This is a genomic window from Mesorhizobium sp. P2_C7 (assembly GCF_056404515.1).
In genome coordinates this window covers 184,102-202,910 of sequence record NZ_JBFUDW010000004.1, presented here as the reverse complement: position 1 = coordinate 202,910, position 18,809 = coordinate 184,102, and the positions used below count along the sequence as shown (strand labels likewise).

18 protein-coding genes are annotated in these 18,809 nt (G+C 65.1%); 11 read left to right on the top strand and 7 right to left on the bottom strand.

Going from position 1 to position 18,809, the window contains the following annotated elements; translation table 11 throughout:
* Nucleotides 1-40: 40 nt before the first annotated feature.
* Complete coding sequence (locus tag AC1D2G_RS10925) at nucleotides 41-2,755, bottom strand: winged helix-turn-helix domain-containing protein (protein WP_477413873.1); 2,715 nt, start codon at nucleotides 2,753-2,755, stop codon at nucleotides 41-43.
* The gene (locus tag AC1D2G_RS10920) at nucleotides 2,756-3,424 is read right to left on the bottom strand and encodes a GNAT family N-acetyltransferase (RefSeq protein ID WP_477413871.1); all 669 of its coding nucleotides are present in this window, start codon (nucleotides 3,422-3,424) and stop codon (nucleotides 2,756-2,758) included. It abuts the gene before it with no gap.
* A gap of 179 nt (nucleotides 3,425-3,603) precedes the next feature.
* Between AC1D2G_RS10920 and AC1D2G_RS10915 the strand changes: the two genes are divergently transcribed.
* Genes AC1D2G_RS10915 through AC1D2G_RS10900 form a run of 4 tightly spaced genes read left to right on the top strand, consistent with a single transcriptional unit; the run spans nucleotide 3,604 to nucleotide 7,950 of the window.
* Nucleotides 3,604-4,905, top strand: coding sequence for an ArgE/DapE family deacylase (locus AC1D2G_RS10915; RefSeq protein WP_477413869.1), 1,302 nt, complete (start codon nucleotides 3,604-3,606; stop codon nucleotides 4,903-4,905).
* Entirely contained in the window at nucleotides 4,902-5,960 is a 1,059-nt protein-coding gene (locus AC1D2G_RS10910; RefSeq protein ID WP_477413867.1) for a phosphotransferase, read from the top strand. Before AC1D2G_RS10915 ends, AC1D2G_RS10910 begins: the two co-directional genes overlap by 4 nt.
* Complete coding sequence (locus AC1D2G_RS10905) at nucleotides 5,961-7,277, top strand: aspartate aminotransferase family protein (protein ID WP_477413865.1); 1,317 nt, start codon at nucleotides 5,961-5,963, stop codon at nucleotides 7,275-7,277.
* 16 nt (nucleotides 7,278-7,293) lie between these two features.
* Nucleotides 7,294-7,950, top strand: a complete 657-nt coding sequence (locus tag AC1D2G_RS10900; RefSeq protein WP_457150394.1) for a GntR family transcriptional regulator — start codon at nucleotides 7,294-7,296, stop codon at nucleotides 7,948-7,950.
* Nucleotides 7,951-7,958: 8 nt separating this feature from the next.
* Here the strand turns inward: AC1D2G_RS10900 and AC1D2G_RS10895 are convergent, their stop codons facing one another.
* From AC1D2G_RS10895 to AC1D2G_RS10875, 5 genes are read right to left on the bottom strand one after another with little or no spacing between them, the layout of a single operon-like run.
* Nucleotides 7,959-9,263, bottom strand: a complete 1,305-nt coding sequence (locus AC1D2G_RS10895) for an NAD(P)/FAD-dependent oxidoreductase (protein WP_477413863.1) — start codon at nucleotides 9,261-9,263, stop codon at nucleotides 7,959-7,961.
* A complete protein-coding gene (locus AC1D2G_RS10890; RefSeq protein WP_167391956.1) occupies nucleotides 9,260-10,243 on the bottom strand; it encodes a branched-chain amino acid ABC transporter permease in 984 nt (327 codons plus the stop codon). The genes AC1D2G_RS10895 and AC1D2G_RS10890 overlap by 4 nt, the downstream gene beginning before the upstream one ends.
* Entirely contained in the window at nucleotides 10,240-11,148 is a 909-nt protein-coding gene (locus AC1D2G_RS10885; RefSeq protein ID WP_095080901.1) for a branched-chain amino acid ABC transporter permease, read from the bottom strand. The genes AC1D2G_RS10890 and AC1D2G_RS10885 overlap by 4 nt, the downstream gene beginning before the upstream one ends.
* Entirely contained in the window at nucleotides 11,145-11,912 is a 768-nt protein-coding gene (locus AC1D2G_RS10880) for a branched-chain amino acid ABC transporter ATP-binding protein (protein WP_477413861.1), read from the bottom strand. The genes AC1D2G_RS10885 and AC1D2G_RS10880 overlap by 4 nt, the downstream gene beginning before the upstream one ends.
* Nucleotides 11,909-12,709, bottom strand: a complete 801-nt coding sequence (locus AC1D2G_RS10875; protein ID WP_477413859.1) for an ABC transporter ATP-binding protein — start codon at nucleotides 12,707-12,709, stop codon at nucleotides 11,909-11,911. The genes AC1D2G_RS10880 and AC1D2G_RS10875 overlap by 4 nt, the downstream gene beginning before the upstream one ends.
* Before the next feature lie 127 nt (nucleotides 12,710-12,836).
* Here AC1D2G_RS10875 and AC1D2G_RS10870 point away from each other — a divergent pair, with 127 nt between their 5' ends.
* The 7 genes from AC1D2G_RS10870 to AC1D2G_RS10840 all read left to right on the top strand — a co-directional run bounded on the left by AC1D2G_RS10870 (nucleotide 12,837) and on the right by AC1D2G_RS10840 (nucleotide 18,801).
* Complete coding sequence (locus tag AC1D2G_RS10870; protein ID WP_477413857.1) at nucleotides 12,837-13,571, top strand: GntR family transcriptional regulator; 735 nt, start codon at nucleotides 12,837-12,839, stop codon at nucleotides 13,569-13,571.
* Nucleotides 13,568-14,050 carry a DUF3830 family protein gene (locus AC1D2G_RS10865; RefSeq protein WP_477413855.1) on the top strand — a complete coding sequence of 161 codons (483 nt, stop codon included), beginning with the start codon at nucleotides 13,568-13,570 and terminating at the stop codon, nucleotides 14,048-14,050. The genes AC1D2G_RS10870 and AC1D2G_RS10865 overlap by 4 nt, the downstream gene beginning before the upstream one ends.
* Nucleotides 14,051-14,404, top strand: coding sequence for a TIGR04076 family protein (locus AC1D2G_RS10860; RefSeq protein ID WP_477413853.1), 354 nt, complete (start codon nucleotides 14,051-14,053; stop codon nucleotides 14,402-14,404).
* A complete protein-coding gene (locus AC1D2G_RS10855) occupies nucleotides 14,401-15,456 on the top strand; it encodes an aldo/keto reductase (RefSeq protein WP_477413851.1) in 1,056 nt (351 codons plus the stop codon). The genes AC1D2G_RS10860 and AC1D2G_RS10855 overlap by 4 nt, the downstream gene beginning before the upstream one ends.
* A complete protein-coding gene (locus AC1D2G_RS10850; RefSeq protein ID WP_477413849.1) occupies nucleotides 15,453-15,881 on the top strand; it encodes a hypothetical protein in 429 nt (142 codons plus the stop codon). Before AC1D2G_RS10855 ends, AC1D2G_RS10850 begins: the two co-directional genes overlap by 4 nt.
* Before the next feature lie 103 nt (nucleotides 15,882-15,984).
* A complete protein-coding gene (locus tag AC1D2G_RS10845) occupies nucleotides 15,985-17,244 on the top strand; it encodes an ABC transporter substrate-binding protein (protein WP_095080911.1) in 1,260 nt (419 codons plus the stop codon).
* A 162-nt stretch (nucleotides 17,245-17,406) separates the two neighbouring features.
* Complete coding sequence (locus AC1D2G_RS10840) at nucleotides 17,407-18,801, top strand: FAD-binding oxidoreductase (RefSeq protein WP_477413847.1); 1,395 nt, start codon at nucleotides 17,407-17,409, stop codon at nucleotides 18,799-18,801.
* Nucleotides 18,802-18,809 lie beyond the last annotated feature (8 nt).

The following is an 18,809-nucleotide window of genomic DNA, read 5'->3' as shown; positions in this document are numbered from 1 at the left end:
GTGGCATGGCCCGACCCGAAAGAGGGGTTGTGCCCGTTATCTATGCCCCTCCTTTCGGAGGGGTTTGGAGGCTTGCCGACCCTTGCGCGGCGCGCACGGCCTGGACCCGGTTGCTCACCGCCAGCTTGCCGAAAATGTTCTTCAGATGCCACTTCACCGTGGTTTCGCTGACCGACAGCGCAAGCGCGATATCGCGGTTGGACATGCCTTCCGTCAGGCAGCGCAGCAGCTCGGCCTCGCGCTGGGTGAGGTGTTCCCTCTCTACGGCCGGCGGGGCTGGCCTGCGCGTCGCCACAGGCATCGTCTGCGCGGCATCGATGATGCGCGTGACATAGGCTGAGAGTGCCGGATCGGTCTTTGCCTGGGCCGCACGCAGCCGCATCAACCCTTCGACAACGGGCCTTCCCTCATCGATGAAGGAGCGGATGAAGCCAGAGGGGTGGGCAAGGCGCAGCGCTTCGAGCAGATAGCGATCGGCCTCGCGTTGGTCCTGGCCGGCGCTTTTGGCGCGCTGGATCAGCGCCAGGATATGGCGGCGCATCCGCCCGCCGCTTTTCGTGCGCTCCAGAAGCGCGTCGAAGACCCGCGCCGCATCTGCATAGGATTTCTCCGCGGTCAGCAAGCGGCCCTCGGCGAAGAACTCGAATTCGTTGGCGACAGTGGGAGTGGTTTCGGCCCGTCCACGGCGATGCTCATTCAGCAGGGCGCGCGCCTCGGCGCCGCGGTTCTGGTCGAGCAGCAGCCTGACGCTATCATGCACGAGCACCGAAGCGAGACGACGATACACGGAGCCACGCACGCGCTGGTAGACCCGCTCCAGCATATCGAGTGCGGCCTCCGCGCGGCCGGTCAGCTGCAGCACGCGGGCATAGGTCGGAACGCTGGCGAGCGGATAGACGATGACCGCCGCTCCCTCGATCAGCGGCCCGAGATTCTCGACCAAGGTCAGCGCTTCGCTCGACGCATTGGTCTCATAGGCAAGTTCGGCAAGCAGCGTGCCCGCCAGCGCTTCGGCATAGGAATTCGGACCGATCCGCGCCCTGGCTTCGGCGATTGCATCGCGCAGCAGCCGTTCGGCTGCGGGCAGGCGGCCGGCCGAGCGTTCGATGACGGCCATGTAGCAATTGGCGATGGTGACGCCGAGCAGGCTGCCGCTTCGCTCATGCGCCTTGCGCGCCGCGTCCACCGCCGCGCGCGCACCGTCGAGGTCGCCCAGCGCATAGAGATTGTAGCCGATGACATTGGCGGTAGCGCCCTCCATGAACCAGGCGTCGGGCGCAATGACGCGCAGAGCCGCCAGTGCGGTGTCGCGCGCCTGCTCGAACTGCTCCAGCGTGCTGTGGACGGCGGCGGCGAGCACCACCAGTTCCGTATCGATCGTGGTGCCGGTCAACGTGCCGGGATCCTTGCCGTCGGCCGGCCCGGTTTCGACCAGCTTGCGCGCATTGCTCAGCGTCTGTTGGGCAAGCTCGGGTTGGCTGCTGTGCACCGCCAGCCACATCACCACAAGCTGCAGCCGGATGCGCTGGTCGATCAGCTTTTTGGGCAACAGCGCAAGCAATTGGCGCACATAGAGAAGCTGGCACTGGGCGATGAGGTCGAGCGCGTTGTTCTCGACGAACACCGCCGCGCGGGCCTGGTCGCCGGCGGCGAGCGCGTGGCCGATCGCCTCGGTCAGCATCTTGCGTTCGCCAAACCATTCGGCGGCCGCCAAATGCAGCGGCGCGATCATCTCCGGTTCGCGCCGTTCCATCTCGCGGCTGAGGAAGTCGCGGAACAGATGATGATAGCGGAACCAGCGCCGCTCCTCGTCGAGCGGCACCAGGAACAGGTTGCGCGTCTCGATCTCGGTGATCGCCGCCTCGGCATCCGCCGCCCGCATCACCGCCCGGCAGGCCTCGGCGCTGAAGCGTTCGAAGATCGAGCTGTAGAGCAGGAACTTCGCGATAGAAGGCGGCAGTTCGAGAAACACTTCCCCCATCAGGAAATCAGCGACGTTGCGGTTGGCGCCGGTGAAATTGCCGATGACGGTTTCGGGCGTATGCGCAGCACTGAGCGACAGCGAGGCGAGCTGCAGGCCGGCGGCCCATCCTTCGGTCCGTGAACACAAGGTCTCCACAGTGCCGCTGCTGACGCTCAGGCCGAGCTTCTCGTTGAAGAAGGCCTCGGCTTCGGAGGAGGCGAAGCGCAAGTCGTCGGGGCCGATTTCGCAGACATCGCCCAGCACCCTGAGCTTGCCGAGTTGCAGGTCGGGCAGGCTGCGCGAGCCGATGACGAAGGCGACATTGGCCGGCGCCTGTCGGGTCAAGCGCTCCATGAACCGCTTGACCGCGGGCGCCTCGATGGCGTGATAGTCGTCGAAGAACAAGGTGATGTCGGCCTCGCGCACCGCCAATCCCGCCACCAGCGCGGCGAGCACGACGTCAAGCTGCGGGATCGGGCTCGACTGGAAGGCAAGGTCGAGCTCCGCCGGGCTCTGTACGAGGTGGCGCAGCCCGCCCACCAGATGCGACAGGAAGGCGCCCTCATCATTGTCTGATGCCTCGCAGGACAGCCACGCAGTCAGCCGGCCGAGGCGCGCGGCTTCCGCAGCCCATTGCGCCATCGTCGTGGACTTGCCGAAGCCGGCCGGCGCGGCGAACAGCACGATGCGCGTATCGATGTGGCGCTTCAGCGTCGACAGGATGGACTCGCGACGGACCCATCGGCGGTGATGCGGCGACGCGTGCGGGGTGGGTTGCGGAGCTGTTCTCATCTAGGCTCGCGCAACCTGTCGGTTCTCCGGACTGCAGCTGCTCCACTCCGCTTCGATCAGCGGAATTTGCGGCGCGGCATTGCGCGGCAAGGTGCCCCTTATCCGGGGATCGTCGACGATCTCAAAACCGGACGCGAACGGCACAAATCCACAGGCGCCGTAGAAGCCTATCACGTTGTGATGGTCGAAGCTGCTTGTATGCAGCCAGACACGGCTTGGTTTCAGGCGCCATGCCTGCTCGAGCGCACCGGCCATCAGACGCTTGCCGAAACCGCGGCCGGTCAAGGACGGGAACAGGCCGAAATAGGTGATCTCGATCTCGTTGCTGTCGGCGACGAAGAATTCGACTATGCCGAGATGCACGCCGCCTTCATCATGGCCGTAGTAGAGATGCTGGCGCGGATCGGCGAAGTGCTCCGTTATCTCGGCGTCGGACATTTCAGACACGCGGTCCCACAGCCAGGGGGCGCCGATTTCGAGGAAGATCGCCCGATAGGACGCGCAGTCGAGCGTCGTGATCCGGATCATGGCCAGGGGTTGCGCGAGGTCGGGCTGCGGCGCGCGCGCCTCCATCCATGTCACCGCATTGGCGAGCTTGCCCGCCGGCAGGCGCCGGTAGCCAATGGCGAGATCGGTGATTTCGGCCGGCATCGTGTCTTCGGGGATCAACGCATTCCTCTTCATCTCTGCCGATAGCAGTATCGGCTTACGACCGCTGATGCCAACACCCGCGAATGGTCTGACAAGAGCGGCTGGCCTGTATCGGATTTTTTGGCGGCACTACCTCTTGCATTTCATGGGAATGGCATATGAGATATGATACACCATCCAAATGAAAGTGAAATACAATGCCTGAGCGGATTGCGGACGAGGCCATTCTCAGCGCGGTCGACGACGGCTTCGCGCGACAGGTCGCGTTCCTGGCCGATCTCGTACGCTTTCCCTCCCAGCGCGGCGTGGAACATGCCGCGCAATCCTTCATGGCGGCCACCTATGAGGCCGACGGCTATGCGGTCGACATGTGGCGCGTCGATGTCGACGCGATTCGCGATCTGCCGGGTTTTTCACCCGTGGCGGTGTCCTATGACGATGCCTTCAATGTCGTTGCCACCCATACGCCAAAAAACGCGACCGGCCGTTCGCTGATCCTCAACGGCCATATCGATGTCGTGCCGACGGGACCACTCGACCGTTGGACCCGCGATCCCTACGATCCGGCGATCGAGGACGGCTGGATGCATGGCCGCGGCGCCGGTGATATGAAGGCTGGCCTGTCCGCCTGTCTTTACGCGCTGACCGCATTGCGCAGCCTCGGCTATCAACCGGCCGCGAAATTGTTCCTGCAGTCGGTCGTCGAGGAAGAGTGCACCGGCAATGGCGCGCTCGCCTGCCTGCAGCGCGGCTACCGCGCCGATGCCGCCTTCATCCCCGAGCCGTTGGAGCCGAGGCTGATGCGCGCGCAGGTCGGGCCGATCTGGTTCAGGGTCGAGGTCGACGGCGATCCGCAGCACGCGTCGGGCGCTTTCTCGGCCGGTGCCAATGCCATCGAAAAGGCATTCGTGATCATCCAGGCGCTGAAGCAGCTCGAAATCGTCTGGAACGCCCGCAAGGTCGATGACCCGCATTTTTGCGACCATCCGCACCCGATCCGCTTCAATCTCGGCAAGATCGAAGGCGGCGAATGGACGTCGAGCGTTCCGGCGCGCTGTGTTTTCGAGATGCGGGTCGCGACCTATCCCGGCCAGAAGCTCGAGGATGCCAGAGCAGAGCTTGAGGCGTGCATCGCCGATGCGGCCCGCGCCGATCCGTTCCTGGCCAACCGCCCGCCCAAGATGAGCTACAACGGGTTCATGGCCGAGGCCTATGTGCTGCAAGGGGCCGACGAGATGGAAGCCGTGCTGCGCCGCAGCCATACCGCTGTCTGGGGCGAGCCGCTTACGGAACATGTCACCTCGGCGACCACCGATGCGCGCTTCTTTGGCCTCTATGCCGACACGCCGGCGATCGTCTACGGTCCGATCTGCCGCATGCCGCATGGCTATGACGAGGCCGTCGACCTGGACTCGGTGCGCAAGGTCACCCAGACCATCGCGCTGTTCATCGCCGACTGGTGCGGCCTTGAGCCCGTCGATCCAGAGGCCGGGCCATGAACGCGGCAGTGCCCGATGCCTTCGGGGACACACTGGCCGAGGACGCGCCCGACGTTTCGACGGCCGACGCGCTTGCCATCCTGCGCCGGCACTACGGCCTTGCCGGCACCGCGCGTCCGTTGCCTGGTGAACGCGACCACAACTTCCACATCCAGACGGACGGTGACGGCGAGTTCGTCCTGAAAATCTCCCATCCGGCGGAAGAAGCGGGCTTCACTGACTTCCAGAACAAGGCACTCGATCACATCCTTGCGGTCGATCCGACCTTGCCGGTTCCCTCGGTGTGCAAAAGCCTGCAAGGTGAAGCGCAATTCACGGTCAGCGTCGGTGGATCGGCGCCACGCATCGTCCGGCTGGTCACCTATCTGCCCGGCCAGTTGCTGTCGCGGTCGCCTGCATCCCCGGCGCAAGATCGTAATCTCGGCATCTTCCTCGCCCGCCTTGGCCGCGCGCTGCGCGGCTTCTTCCATTCGGCCGCCGGCAGCGACCTGCTCTGGGATATCCGCAAGGTGGCCAAGACGCGGCCGATGCTGGCGCATATCGCCGACGCTGGTCGGCGGGCCATGGTCGAGCGTGCGATCGACGCCTTCGAGGAGCATGCGGCGCCGGTCATCCCGAAACTGCGCGCCCAGATCGTCCACAACGACATGAACTCCTACAATGTGGTGATGGATGCGTCGCTGCCGGAGGTCGTGAGCGGCATTCTCGACTTTGGCGACATGATCCACTCGCCGCTGATCTGCGATCTCGCCATCGGCGCCGTCTATCGCTGGCCGGCCGAAGGTCATCCGCTGGTGCCGGCCGCGCGCTTTGTCGCCGGCTACCGGTCGGTGCAACCGCTCGAGACCGAAGAGCTGGGCATCCTCTTCGATCTGATCCGGGCCCGGCTTGCGCTCATCGTCAACATCGCCAGCTGGCAGGCCGAGCGTTTCCCGGCCAAGCGCGACTATGTCCTGCGCCTCGCCACCGAGGTCTGGGCCTCGCTCGAACGGCTGGACGGGCTGTCGTCCGCTGATGCCCGCCGCTATTTTCTCGACCATTCCAATCCGGAGTAGATGCCCGTGTCCCAGTCCTCGCCTGCTAATGCCTCTGCCGATGCCGGCGCTTCGGCACAAGAGCACGCCCTGCTCGAGCGACGCGCCAGGCTGCTTGGCCCGACCTACCGCGCCTTCTACCGCAACCCGATCCATCTCGTGCGCGGCAGCGGCGTCTGGCTCTACGATGCCCAGGGCCGAAAATTCCTCGATGCCTACAACAATGTCGCTTCGGTCGGCCACTGCCACCCGCGTGTCGTCGAGGCCCTGTCGGGGCAGGCCGCGACGCTCAACACGCACACACGCTATCTCAGCGAGATCATCCTTGATTACGCCGAGAAATTGCTCGGCACCTGTCCGCCCCATCTCGGCCATGCCATGTTCACCTGCACCGGCAGCGAGGCCAACGACCTTGCCATCCGCATCGCCCAGCATTCCAGCGGCGGCACCGGGGTGATCATCACCGACTTCGCCTATCACGGCGCCACGATCGCGACCGCACAATTGTCGCCGGCCGCGGTCGGGGTGAAAGCGGTGCCCCCGCAGCACCGCACTGTCGCAGCGCCGGACACGTTCCGCGATCATGGCCGCGCCGCGCGCGATTTCGCGAAAAACGTCGCCGCCGCCATCGAGGACATGCGCGCGCGCAATGTCCGTCCCGCGGCAATGCTTCTCGACTCGGCGTTTTCCAGCGACGGCATCTTCTTTCCCGATGCGGCCGTGATGCGCGAGGCGGCAAGCCTCGTCAAAAAAGCCGGCGGCATCGTCATTGCCGATGAGGTCCAATCCGGCTTCGGCCGGCTCGGCCAGGGCATGTGGGGCTTCGCCAACTATGGCATCGAGCCAGATATCGTTACGATGGGCAAGCCGATCGGCGACGGGCATCCGATGGGCGCGGTGATGGTACGGCCGCAGCTTGTTGCCTCCTTCGGCTCGAACACCGGTTACTTCAACACCTTCGGCGGCAACCCGGTCGCTGCTGCCGTCGGCATTGCCGTTCTCGAGGTGATTGAGGGCGAGGGGCTGATCGAGAATGCACGCATGGTCGGCGCCTATACGGCTGATCTGCTGGGCTCACTGAAGGGCCGGCACGGCATGGTCGCCGACGTCAGGCAAAACGGCCTTTATTTCGGTGTCGAGTTGACGGCGGAGGGCGACGAGGCCTTGGCCGCCAGCAAGACATCGGCAGTCGTCGAGGCCATGCGCGAGGACGGCGTGCTGATCTCCTCCTGCGGTCCGCGCGGCAATGTGCTCAAAATCAGGCCGCCGCTGCCCTTTGCCAGGGACAATGCCGAGCAACTGGCCGAGACGCTCGACCGCGCACTGTCGAACTGGTGACCGGAGCGGGCCGCGCATGCTGAAGCTTGAACATCAAACCCTGAACGACCGTGCCTATGGCGCGCTCAAGCAGGAATTGATTTCCGGCGGCTTCAGCCCGGGCCAGACACTGGTCATCCGCAAGCTCGCCGAGACGTTCGGCATATCGACCACGCCGATCCGCGAGGCGCTGCAAAGGCTGGTCGCCGAACGGCTGCTCGAGATGCAGAACAACCGCTCGGTCATCGTGCCCTTGCTGTCCGCCCCCGCCTTCGAGGAACTGACGCGCATCCGCATCGCCGTCGAGGGTCTGGCGGGCGAGATGGCGGCGTCGCGGATGACCGAAAGCGGTCTGGTCGACATCCACGCTACGCTCGCCGGCATGCAGCACGCCATCGAGGCGGGCGACGCCAGGGCCTATCTAACGCTGAACGAGGCCTTTCACTTCGCCATCTACCAGCATGCCGGCGCGCCGATCCTTCTGAATATGATCCGCGATCTCTGGGGGCGGGTCGGGCCGTATCTCAAGCTGCTGATGCAGGCTGATCGTTACGTGCCACAGTCGAACGACGCGCACCGCAAGATCGTCGCCGCGCTGGAGCAGCGCAGCGGTCCCGCCGTCCGGACCTTTATCGAACAAGACATCGCCATGGCAGCCGCTGTTCTGTCGTCAAACCTTGACGCGGCCAGGTGACGGTCCGCCTATCTCGTTTCGTCCAGCCGGTCGCGCAGCATGCTCCAGCCGAGCAGCATGTTGGGTGCGTGCCGCAACAAGCCATGGAACGGGATCGGCGCCGGCAGCGCAAACGGCAGCGGCAGATCACGGGCATCGGTTCCAGTCGCCCAGTCGGCCAGCACCTTGCCCATCGCCGTCGTCATGGCAATGCCCCGCCCGTTGCAGGCGCGACCGGCAATGAGCCCCGGCCCGAGGTCCATGAGGTGCGGCAGGAAGTCCGGCTCGACCGCGGCCGTTCCCGACCAGCTATAGGCAAGGGGCGGCAGGTCAGGCAATTCAAGATGCCTGGCGAGCCGTCGCCAGATCGTCTGCGGCACGCGCGCATCGGCTCCGGCGCCCAGGATATGCATGCCGCCGCTGATCAGCCGGTTCTCGGCGTCGAAGCGGAAGGTGAACAGATTGCGCCTGGTGTCGCCGACACCTTGCCCGTCGGGCAGGAGACGCCTGCGGATTTCACGCGGCAGCGGCGCGGTGGCGATCTGGAAAACCTTGAGCGGAACATAGGTTCGTTGCAGCAACGGATTGAGCGCCCCACCATAGGCGTTGGTGGCGATCAGCACCTTGCCGGCGCGTACCGAGCCCTCTGGCGTTTTCAACACCCAGCAATCCGTCGTGCGATCGAGCGCGGTGACGCGCGTATGCTCGAAGATGCGCGCGCCGGCCTTCTCGGCCGCATCGGCCAGCCCACGCGCGTAGTCCACCGGATTGAGCACGCCGCCAGAACGATCCATCCAGCCGCCGACATAGCCGCGCGCGCCGGTCAGTGCCTCGACGCTCTGCCGGTCCAAGGCAACGGCAGGCCGGCCGCGCTGCGCCCATTGCCCGGCGCGTGATTTGACCTTCTCGAATGCGGCGTGCGAATGCGCCGGCTGGATCCATCCGCTCTGCACGGCGTCGCAGTCGATGCCGTGCCGGCGGATCAGGCCGAAGACCAGGTCGGCGCTGGCGGCGGCAAAATCGATCAGCCGTTCACCACGCTCGGGGCCGAGATGGCCGATGATGTTGTCCGGGTCCATCTTGGCGAAGTTCGGCACGACGAAACCGGCATTCCTGCCGGTCGCGCCCCAGGCGATGATTTCGGCTTCGAGAACGGCGACCGACAGACCTTTCCCCGCAGCGTGCAGCGCGGTCGAGAGGCCGGAAAAGCCACCGCCGACGATGGCGAGATCGACATCGAGCCCGCCTTGCAGCACCGGCCGGTCGCGACGATTGCGGCTGACGGCATGCCAGAGCGAAGCATGATGCGCTTCCTGCCGGACCGCGGCATTCATGGCCCGGAGCTGCTCTTGCCGGCAACCATCTTCGCCCGCTTGCCGAACCATGGCCGCCGCGGCCGGTCGCCGAACAGGCCATTCGGCCGGATCAGCAGGATGACGCAGAGCATGACGCCGATGGCGGCGATCTGCAGCGCGGCGGCGCGGGCCTGCTGTTCGGGCGGGAACAGCACGCTGGTCAACGTGCCCGATCCAGCCCATATCGCCCAGACCAGGATGCTGCCGACGACAGCGCCGACATTGCTGCCCGAGCCGCCGACGATCAGCATCACCCAGACCTGGAAGGTCAGGATCGGCAGGTAATTGTCCGGTGCGATGAAGCCGGTGAAATGCGCCTGCAGCGCGCCGGCCAGCGCCATGATGGCGCCACCGACTGCAAAGGCCTGGACGCGATAGAAGCGTGCGCTCTTGCCCAGAGAGATCGCCGCCCGTTCGTCCTCGCGCAGCGCTTTCAAGACGCGTCCCCACGGGCTGCGCGACAGGTGCTCCAGGGCGAGATAGGCGACCAGCGTCACCGCCGAGACGACGGCAAGGTTGGACAGGTTGAACAGCAGCGGTGTCTCCGCAAGGCTGCCGAAGGGACGCGGGATGAAGCCGATGCCGAACGGGCCGCCGGTCAATCCCTGCGCGTTGAGCGCGACCAGCTGCACGACGACGGCGACGCCGAATGTGGTGATCGCCAGATAGTCGGATCTCAGCCGCAGCGTGGCCATGCCGGTAAGTGCCGCGGCGATGCCGCCGACGGCCATGGCGCCGAGCCAGCCGACAAGGATCGGCAGGCCGAAGCCACCCAGTCGCGCGGCATCGTCAGGTGTGGTCAGCAGCGCCGAGGTGTAGGCACCGATGGCGACGAAGCCGGCGAGGCCGACATTGAACAGCCCGGTCAGCCCCCATTGCAGGTTGAGCCCCAGCGTGACCAGCGAAAAGATCAGCGCGGTGGTCAGGAAGAAGGCGCCGTAGCCGAGCAGATCCATCAGCGTTCCCTCACACCGAACAGGCCGATTGGTCGCACGAACAGCACCGCCATCAGGATGATGAAGGAGACGGCGGCGCGCCATTCGGCGCCGATCAACTGCACCGCGCCAGCTTCGGCGAGCCCAATGATCAGGCCGCCGAGCACGGCGCCGGGAATGCTGCCGATGCCACCGAGAATGGCGGCGGCGAACATCGGCAGCAGCATGTCGAAGCCCATGAACGGGCGGATTTGCACCAGAATGCCGATCATCACGCCGGCGACACAGGCCAGCGCGCCGCCGATGATCCAGGTCACGCGCACCACGCTGGCGACATCGATGCCGACGATGCGGGCCAGTGCCGCATTCTGGCTGAGCGCCTGCATTGAGCGCCCGGTCTGCGTGCGCGTCATCAACAGATGCACGCCGAGCACCAGCACGGCGGTCAGCAGCAAGAGAGCAATCTGGTCGGGCGTGATGCGGATGCCGAAGCCGACCGGCATGGCGATCTGGATCGCCCGGCTGAAATAGGTCGGCCGCGAGGTGAAGGTGAATTCGAGCAGGCTTCTGAGCGCCATCGAGGCGCCGAAGCTCGCCATCACCACGATGATCGCCTGGCCTTGCGATCGCAGCCGTGCAAACAAAACCTTGTCGAGCAGCAGCGCCAGCAAAGCGGTGAAGGCCATGCCGATGATCAGTGCGACGATCAGCGGCCAGCCGAAGGACAGCGGTCCGATCGGTGCCACCTTGCCGAATGTCGCGCCGATGGCGCTGACGACGGCCAGCGTCGCATAGGTGCCCCAGGCCATGAAGTCGCCATGGGCGAAGTTCGAAAAGCGCAGGATCGAATAGGTGAGCGTCACGCCAATGGCGCCAAGGCCGATCATCGAGCCGGTCAAAAGCCCGTCGACGATGAATTGCAGGCTCATGCCGCGCCTCCTTTCCCGGCGTCCGGCGTTTTCTCTGCCTTGAGGGGGCGCTGGCCAAGATAGAGTTCGGCGACGACCGGGTCGTTCCACAGTTCGGAAGCAATGCCTTCGTGGCGGTCTTTGCCTTCGACCAGCACATAGGCGCGGTCGCCGATGGCCAGTGCTGCCTTGGCGTTCTGTTCGACCAAAAGGATGGTGACACCGGATTTGCGGATGCCGGCCAGCATCTCGAACACCATCGACACGAATTTCGGCGACAAGCCGGCCGACGGCTCGTCGAGCACCAGCACCTTGGGATGGACGATCAGCGCCCGCGCGACGGCGAGCATCTGCCGCTGTCCGCCCGAAAGGTTGCCGGCGGCGGTTCGCCGTTGGCGGACGAGGTCGGGGAAGGCGGCATACATTTCGTCGATGCGGGCAGGGATTTCGCGCCGCTCGAGAATGCCGCAGGCGACCTTCAGATTGTCCTCGACCGACATCAGCGGGAAGATGTTTTCGGTCTGCGGCACGAAGGCCAGGCCGAGCCGCACCATGGTGTGCGCGGGCGCGGCGGTGATGTCCTTGCCGTCCAGAAACACAGTGCCGCCGGTGATCGGGACGAGGCCGGCGATGGCTTTGATGAAGCTCGACTTGCCGGCGCCATTGGGGCCGAGCACGACGACGATCTCGCCCTTGCTAACGGTGATCGAGGCGCCGCGCACGATCGGCACGCCGGGCTCGTAGCCGGCCTCGAGATTGCGGACATCGAGGACCGTCTCGCTCATGCCGCGCCTCCGAGATAAGCCTCGATGACGCGCGGGTCGCTGGCGACCTCTTTCGCCGTGCCTTCGCTGAGCAACTGGCCGCTCGCCATGACGAGGACGCGATGGCAGAGCCGCGTCACCATGTCGATGTTGTGCTCGATCAGCAGGAAGGTGATGCCGCGCGCGTTGATATCGCGGATGCGGTCGATGATGACTTCGAGCAGCGTTGCGTTGACGCCGGCCGCCGGTTCGTCGAGCAGGATGATCGCCGGATCGGCCATCATCACGCGGGCGAGTTCGAGCAGCTTGCGCTGGCCGCCGGACAACACGCGCGCCGGTTCATGCGCGAGGTGGGTGAGGGTGACCAGATCCAGCAGTTCGAGCGCCTTGGTCCTGGCGGCTTTCTCCTGCGCTGCCACCCGCCATGGCGTGACGAAGTTGGCAAGCAGCTTTTCGCCGGCCTGACCCTGCGCCGCCAGCATGATGTTTTCGATCAGCGTCAGGTTGGGCAGCGGACGCGGGATCTGGAAGGTGCGGCCAAGGCCGCGACTGATGCGCAGATGCGCGGCTTCGCCCGAAACGCGCGCACCGTTAAGCAGGATATCGCCGCTGGTCGGCAGGATGCTGCCGGCAAGCAGATCGAACATCGTCGTCTTGCCGGCGCCGTTCGGCCCGATCAAGCCGAGGATTTCTCCCGCCCTGACGTCAAACGAGACATCGTTGACGGCGACGAGGCCGCCGAACCGCCTGACGACGTTCCTTGCCGTCAGAACCGGCGCATGGGTCTCTTGTCCCTGCTGTTCCGCTGCCTCGCTCATCAAACCCTCTGGCCGAAAACGATCGTTGTCGTCTCCTGATTTTTGATTTGTGATCACACTTGCTTTGATCACGCTATTCGGCTTTAATTTCGTCTGCAAGCCGAAAACCGGCCGAGAACGGAATTCCATGCAAAAGGCTGCCATCGAAAAGAACAACGAGGCCATCGCGGCCCAGCTGGCGCCGGTCGGCCGCGAGACCGTGCAGGATCGCGTCTATTCGGAATTGCGCCGTGCCCTGATCGGCGGCCTGTTCGAGCCAAGCCAGGTGCTGACCATCCGTGGGCTCGCCGATGCGCTGGTCACCTCGACCATGCCGGTGCGCGAGGCGCTCGGCCGGCTGATCACCGAAAAGGCGTTGGAGGCGCTGCCCAACCGTTCGGTGCGGGTGCCGCCGATCACGCTGGAACGCCTCGACGATCTCTTGCGTGCCCGCATCCTGATCGAGGGCGAGGCCATCGCGCTGGCCGCCGCCCGCATGGGGCCGCGCCAGATCGCCGCCATCGAGACCATTCTCGGCGAATGGGACGAGATGCGGGCTCTGAAACACAAGAAGGACGTCGATCGCGAAGTGACGCTCAACCAGAGCTTTCATTTCGAGATCTATCGCTCCTGCGGCTCGGCCGTGCTGATCCCGATGATCGAAAGCCTGTGGCTGCAATCGGGCCCCTGCATTCGTGTCGCCATCTACGCCTTCTCGGAAGCCGGCGAGGTCGACACCGCCCAGTATCACCGCCGCATCGTCACGGCACTGGCCACCCAGGATGCACAAGCCGCGCGCGAGTCGCTGGCCGCCGACATCAGCCGGCCCTTCACCTTCCTGCGCAGCAAGCTGCAATCCGCCGCCGCGAAAGACCAGACATGACCGCCATCAGGATCACCGAGCCACGCTCGCAGCTTTCCGTGACGGCGCTGTTGCTGCCGCAGAAAGCGCCGGAAAATGCTGCCTTCCTCAAGGCATATCTAGGCTCGCCACGCGTCGTCCCGGGCATCCATGCTATGTGGACGGGGCCGGAAATCTCCTGTCCGGTTCCCGCTGCCGATCTCGAGGGCCAACCCTATGCCACGCCCTTGCCGGCCGAAAACGCGACGCTGACGCCGCAGCCGGGCGACATCGTGCTGTCCTATGTGCCGCCGCGCATGTGGGGCGGCAATCCCAATGCGATCTTCGACATCGGGCTCTACTACGGGCAGGGCGCGCGCCTGCTGTTCCCGATCGGCTGGCTCGCTGGCAGCGTGGTGGCGCAAGTGCGCGCCGAAGAGCGCGATCGGTTCGCCGCCGCCTGCGGCATCATCCGCCGCAACGGCGCCTGCGACGTCACCTTCAGACAGGTGGAGGACTGAATGGCCGACGACAGTTTCGAGCTCTTCGATCTTCGCGTCGAAGCGGTCATCCCGGAGGGCAAGCCGATCTATTGCGGCGCCAAGGACGGCGACTATTTCGAGCTCAAGGGCGAGATGCTGTCGATGCCGGTTGGCCAGGGCTTTTCGATCTATTCGATATCGGCCGTGTTGCCGTTGCTGGCAGCCAAGCAGCGCCCGACTCACCCGAACGACTGGATGACCTCGGACGCCGAGATCGCCTGTCCCGATCCCAATTGCGCCAGTCGGCTGAGGATCGTCAGGGTGGCCAAGCGGCGGTTCAGCCATGCCGAGACCACGGCCGTGCCGCTGCCGAAGCGGGGAGACGACAAATGAGTACCCAGACCTTCGAACTCGGCTCCGGCTACACCATCTCGCGCGTCATCCGCGGCGGCTGGCAACTGGCCGGCGGCCACGGCGCCATCGACCGCCAGCAGGCGGTGACCGATCTGATCGCCACCTTCGATGCCGGCATCTGGACCTATGATTGCGCCGACATCTACACCGGTGTCGAGGAGCTGATCGGCGCGGCGCGCCTGCGGCTGGCCAGCGAGCGCGGCCTCGACGCCGCCGCCAGGATGAAGGTGCACACCAAGCTGGTGCCCGACCTCGAACGGCTGGCCGGCATCAGCCGCGACTACATCAGGAGTATCGTCGACCAGTCGCTGCGGCGGCTGAAGACCGAGCGGCTCGATCTCGTGCAGTTCCACTGGTGGGACTATGCGCAGCCGCGCTATGTCGAGGCGATGGGTTGGCTCAACGAGCTTCGGCTTGAGGGCAAGGTGCGCAATCTTGGCACCACCAATTTCGACACGCCGCGGCTGGCCGAAATCCTCGCCGCCGGCATCCCGCTGGTCAGCCAGCAGCTGCAATATTCCGTGCTCGACCAGAGGCCGGGCAACAGCCTTGCCGCACTCGCCGCGAAAAACGGCGTCAGCTTCCTCTGCTATGGCTCCGTTGCCGGCGGCTTCCTCAGTAACAAATGGCTAGGCGTGGCCGAGCCGGCCACCCCGCTCGAAAACCGCTCGCTGGTCAAATACAAGCTGATCATCGATGACTTCGGCGGCTGGGACCTGTTCCAGCAGTTGCTTCAGGCGCTGAAGGCAGTCGGCGACCGCCACGGCGTCGACATCGCCACCATCGCCAGCGCCTGGGTGCTGGAGCAGCCGCACGTGGCGGCCGTCATCGTCGGTGCTCGCAACCAGGCACATGCGCTTGCCAACGCTGGCATCATGGACGTCACGCTCGATGCCGAGGACCGGGCGCGGATTGCCGCCGTCATCGCGCAAGGCACCGGCCTCGAGGGTGATGTCTACACGCTGGAGCGCGACCGCCACGGCCGCCACGGTTCGATCATGCATTACAACCTCAATGCGGGGAAACAATGAGCGGCGAGCCCTCCCTGTTTTCACGCGCCAGCGCCGAGATCGTCGACCTGCATCGCTTTTTCGTCGACTGGTTCGTTGCCGCGCGCGCCAATGAAGTGGACTTCAGCCGCTTCGAGCGCGTCATGGGCGACGGCTTCGCCATGGTCGCACCGGACGGCCAGATTCTCGATCGCGACGCAGTCGTCGGCCATGTCCGCACCAGCCGCGCCACGTGTGACGACGGGTTCGCCATTTCGATCGAGGACATCCGTCCGGGCTGGCAGGATGCCGAGACGATCGTCGTTTTCTACGTCGAGGCGCAACTGCGCGGTGGCAAGCACAGCCGCCGCCAGTCGAGCGCCGTCTTCACCACCAGTTCATCGGCGCCCAACGGCGTCCTATGGCGACATCTGCATGAAACCTGGCTGCAGGTGCCGGAACGCTGAACAGGAGCATCGGAAAAAAAAGTGCGAAGCGGTTTTTGGGTTAGTTCGATGCGCAGACAAAGAGACATGTAATCCAGTTCGTGTAGCTCAAAGGGGAACAACAATGGGAAAGACGATACTTCAACTCACCACCGCGCTCGCCCTCGTAACGATGGCCGGTGCGGCGCAAGCGGCCGATTGCAAGATCACCGTCGGCCTCGTCATGGAACTGACCGGCCCGGCCGGCGAATATGGTCAGGCCGGCGCCAAATCGGTCGAGATGGCCTTCCGCGACATCAATGCCGCCGGCGGCGTGCGCGGCTGCGACCTGGCGACCGACACGCGCGACAGCCAGAGCCAGGGCAACATCGCGGTCGACGCCGCCACCCAGCTGGTTCAGGTCAAGAAAGTGCCGGTCATCATCGGCGGCATCATCTCGTCGGTGTCGATCCCGATCCTGACCTCGGTCACGGCACCGGCAAAGATCGTCCAGGTGTCGCCGGCTTCGTCCTCGCCGACGCTGACGGCGCTCGGCCGCGACGGCAAGACCAATGGCATCTTCTTCCGCACCATCACCTCGGATGCGCTGCAGGGCGTCGCTGCCGCCAAATACGCGGTCGACAAGGGCTTCAAGAAGCTGTCGATCATCCATGTCAACAACGACTTCGGCGTCAACATGGTGGCCGAGTTCTCGCGCGCCTACAAAGCGCTCGGCGGCACCATCGTTTCCGACACGCCCTACAACGAAAAGCAGTCGAGCTATGCTTCCGAAGTGACGGCGGCGATGGCCGGCGAGCCGGACGGGCTCTATCTCGTCAGCACGCCGGTCGACGGCGCGACGGTTGCCCGCACCTGGATATCACAGGGTGGCGTGCAGAAATTCCTGCTCAATGACGGCATGAACAGCCCTGACTTCATCGAGTCCGTCGGCGCCGATTATCTTAAGGACGCCTATGGTACGTCGTCCGGCACCAGCCCGACGGCCTCCACCGACTATTTCACGAAGAACTACAAGGAATTTTCCGGCATCGAGCCGTCCAATCCGGCGGCCGACCGTTCCTATGATGCGGGCGCCATTGTCGGCCTCGCTATCGCGATTGCCGGCTCCGAGGATCCGGCCAAGATCAAGGACGCGATGTACAAGGCGGTCGACCCGGCCGGCACGCCGATCTTTGCCGGTAAGGACGAATTCGCCAAGGCACTCGGCCTGATCAAGGACGGCAAGCCGATCCGCTACGAAGGCGTCATCGGTCCCGTCGCCTTCGACAAATATGGCGACATCACCGGCCCCTTCCGGCTCTGGAAGATCGTCGACGGCAAGGTGACGACCGACGGCGAAATGACCACCGACGACGTCAACGCGTTGCAAGCCAAACTTCAGTAGGACAACTTGTCGCCCGGCGTCGATCCGATCTCATCGCGTTCGACGCCGGACGGTCAGTTTGTCTGGCACGTGGATGGCCGTGAGAACCATATCGATTGCACGGACAAGGGTTTGACCGGCAGGCGATCACGAATAGGATTGGCCCATCAACAGGATTGGCCAATGTCGCCTGAAACTGAAACATTTCTATCTGCTCTCGGCGACAGGCTGGGCGCGGGCGGTGTGCTCGCCGGCTCCGACGTGGACCAGCGCTATCGCGACGATCCCGATGGCAAGCTTGGCGCTCTCCCCGAAGCAGTGCTGCGCCCGCGAGACACCGAGGGTGTCGCGGCAGCTCTTGCCGCATGCAACAATCTCGGCCAGCCAGTCGTGGTGCAGGGCGGACGCACCGGGCTGACGGGCGCCGCGCGCGTGCAGCCGGGTGAAATCGTGCTGTCGCTGGAGCGCATGACGGGTCTCGATGCGCCGGATCGCCAGTCCGCCACCATCGTCGCCGAGGCGGGCGCAACGTTGCAGGCGGTGCAGGAGGCGGCCGATGGCGCCGGTCTGATGTTCGGGGTCGATATCGGCGCACGCGGTTCGGCCACTATCGGCGGCAATGTCGCCACCAATGCCGGTGGCATCCGCGTGCTGCGCTACGGCATGTACCGGGCGCAGGTTCTGGGGCTGGAGGCGGTGCTTGCCGATGGCAGCGTGCTGACCTCGCTGAAGGGCCTGCCCAAGGACAATTCCGGCTACGACCTCGGCCAGCTCTTCATCGGCACGGAGGGGACGCTTGGCGTCGTCACACGCGCGGCGCTCAGGCTGCATCCGAAGCCGGTGTCCGAGGTAAACGCCTTCTGCGCACTCCCATCGCTTGATGCGGCGATCGCCCTGCTTGGGCTGCTGCGGCAAAGGCTCGGCCCGCTGTTGTCCGCCTATGAGGTCAACTTCGCGCCGCTCTATGACGCGATGGTCGCCAGCATGGACATGCCGGCGCCGCTGCCGGCGGGTTCGCCTGTCTATGTGCTGGTCGAGATCCAGGGCAGCGAACCCGACCGTGACGGCGAGCGCTTCGCCGAGGTCTTGATGCAGGCGGTCGAGGACGGCGTGGTCGACGATGTGGTCGTCTCGCAGTCGCCGCGCGAAGTCCGGGCGCTGTGGGCCGTGCGCGAGGACGCCAATCGCGTCCTGTTTTCGATCAAAGGCCTTGTCGGCGTCGACATCAGCATCCCGCTGGCGCGGATGGGTATTTTCCTGCGGGAAGCGGACGCTGCCATCCATGCCATGGATCCCGGCGCCGACATCTATGTCTTCGGCCATCTCGGTGACGGCAATCTGCACTACCAGGTCCGCACGGTGGATCCGGCGGCGGCATACGATATCGTCTATCGCGGCGTGGCGGCAGCCGGCGGCGGCGTTTCGGCCGAACATGGCATCGGCCTCGACAAGAAGAAATGGCTGCATCTGGTCCGCAGCGATGCCGAGATCGCCACGATGCGGCGGCTGAAGACAGCTCTCGACCCCAGAAACATCCTCAATCCGGGGCGGGTCTTCGACCTAGTCCCGTCTGCCTGAGCGGCCAG

Bases quoted from the DNA above. Each gene is read 5' to 3' on its own strand.
- AC1D2G_RS10910 (WP_477413867.1), top strand. From the start codon at position 4,902: ATGAACGCGGCAGTGCCCGATGCCTTCGGGGACACACTGGCCGAGGAC.
- AC1D2G_RS10925 (WP_477413873.1), bottom strand. From the start codon at position 2,755: ATGAGAACAGCTCCGCAACCCACCCCGCACGCGTCGCCGCATCACCGC.
- AC1D2G_RS10845 (WP_095080911.1), top strand. From the start codon at position 15,985: ATGGGAAAGACGATACTTCAACTCACCACCGCGCTCGCCCTCGTAACG.
- AC1D2G_RS10860 (WP_477413853.1), top strand. From the start codon at position 14,051: ATGGCCGACGACAGTTTCGAGCTCTTCGATCTTCGCGTCGAAGCGGTC.
- AC1D2G_RS10905 (WP_477413865.1), top strand. From the start codon at position 5,961: ATGCCCGTGTCCCAGTCCTCGCCTGCTAATGCCTCTGCCGATGCCGGC.
- AC1D2G_RS10885 (WP_095080901.1), bottom strand. From the start codon at position 11,148: ATGAGCCTGCAATTCATCGTCGACGGGCTTTTGACCGGCTCGATGATC.
- AC1D2G_RS10875 (WP_477413859.1), bottom strand. From the start codon at position 12,709: ATGAGCGAGGCAGCGGAACAGCAGGGACAAGAGACCCATGCGCCGGTT.
- AC1D2G_RS10900 (WP_457150394.1), top strand. From the start codon at position 7,294: ATGCTGAAGCTTGAACATCAAACCCTGAACGACCGTGCCTATGGCGCG.
- AC1D2G_RS10895 (WP_477413863.1), bottom strand. From the start codon at position 9,263: ATGAATGCCGCGGTCCGGCAGGAAGCGCATCATGCTTCGCTCTGGCAT.
- AC1D2G_RS10870 (WP_477413857.1), top strand. From the start codon at position 12,837: ATGCAAAAGGCTGCCATCGAAAAGAACAACGAGGCCATCGCGGCCCAG.
- AC1D2G_RS10880 (WP_477413861.1), bottom strand. From the start codon at position 11,912: ATGAGCGAGACGGTCCTCGATGTCCGCAATCTCGAGGCCGGCTACGAG.
- AC1D2G_RS10915 (WP_477413869.1), top strand. From the start codon at position 3,604: ATGCCTGAGCGGATTGCGGACGAGGCCATTCTCAGCGCGGTCGACGAC.
- AC1D2G_RS10855 (WP_477413851.1), top strand. From the start codon at position 14,401: ATGAGTACCCAGACCTTCGAACTCGGCTCCGGCTACACCATCTCGCGC.
- AC1D2G_RS10865 (WP_477413855.1), top strand. From the start codon at position 13,568: ATGACCGCCATCAGGATCACCGAGCCACGCTCGCAGCTTTCCGTGACG.
- AC1D2G_RS10850 (WP_477413849.1), top strand. From the start codon at position 15,453: ATGAGCGGCGAGCCCTCCCTGTTTTCACGCGCCAGCGCCGAGATCGTC.
- AC1D2G_RS10840 (WP_477413847.1), top strand. From the start codon at position 17,407: ATGTCGCCTGAAACTGAAACATTTCTATCTGCTCTCGGCGACAGGCTG.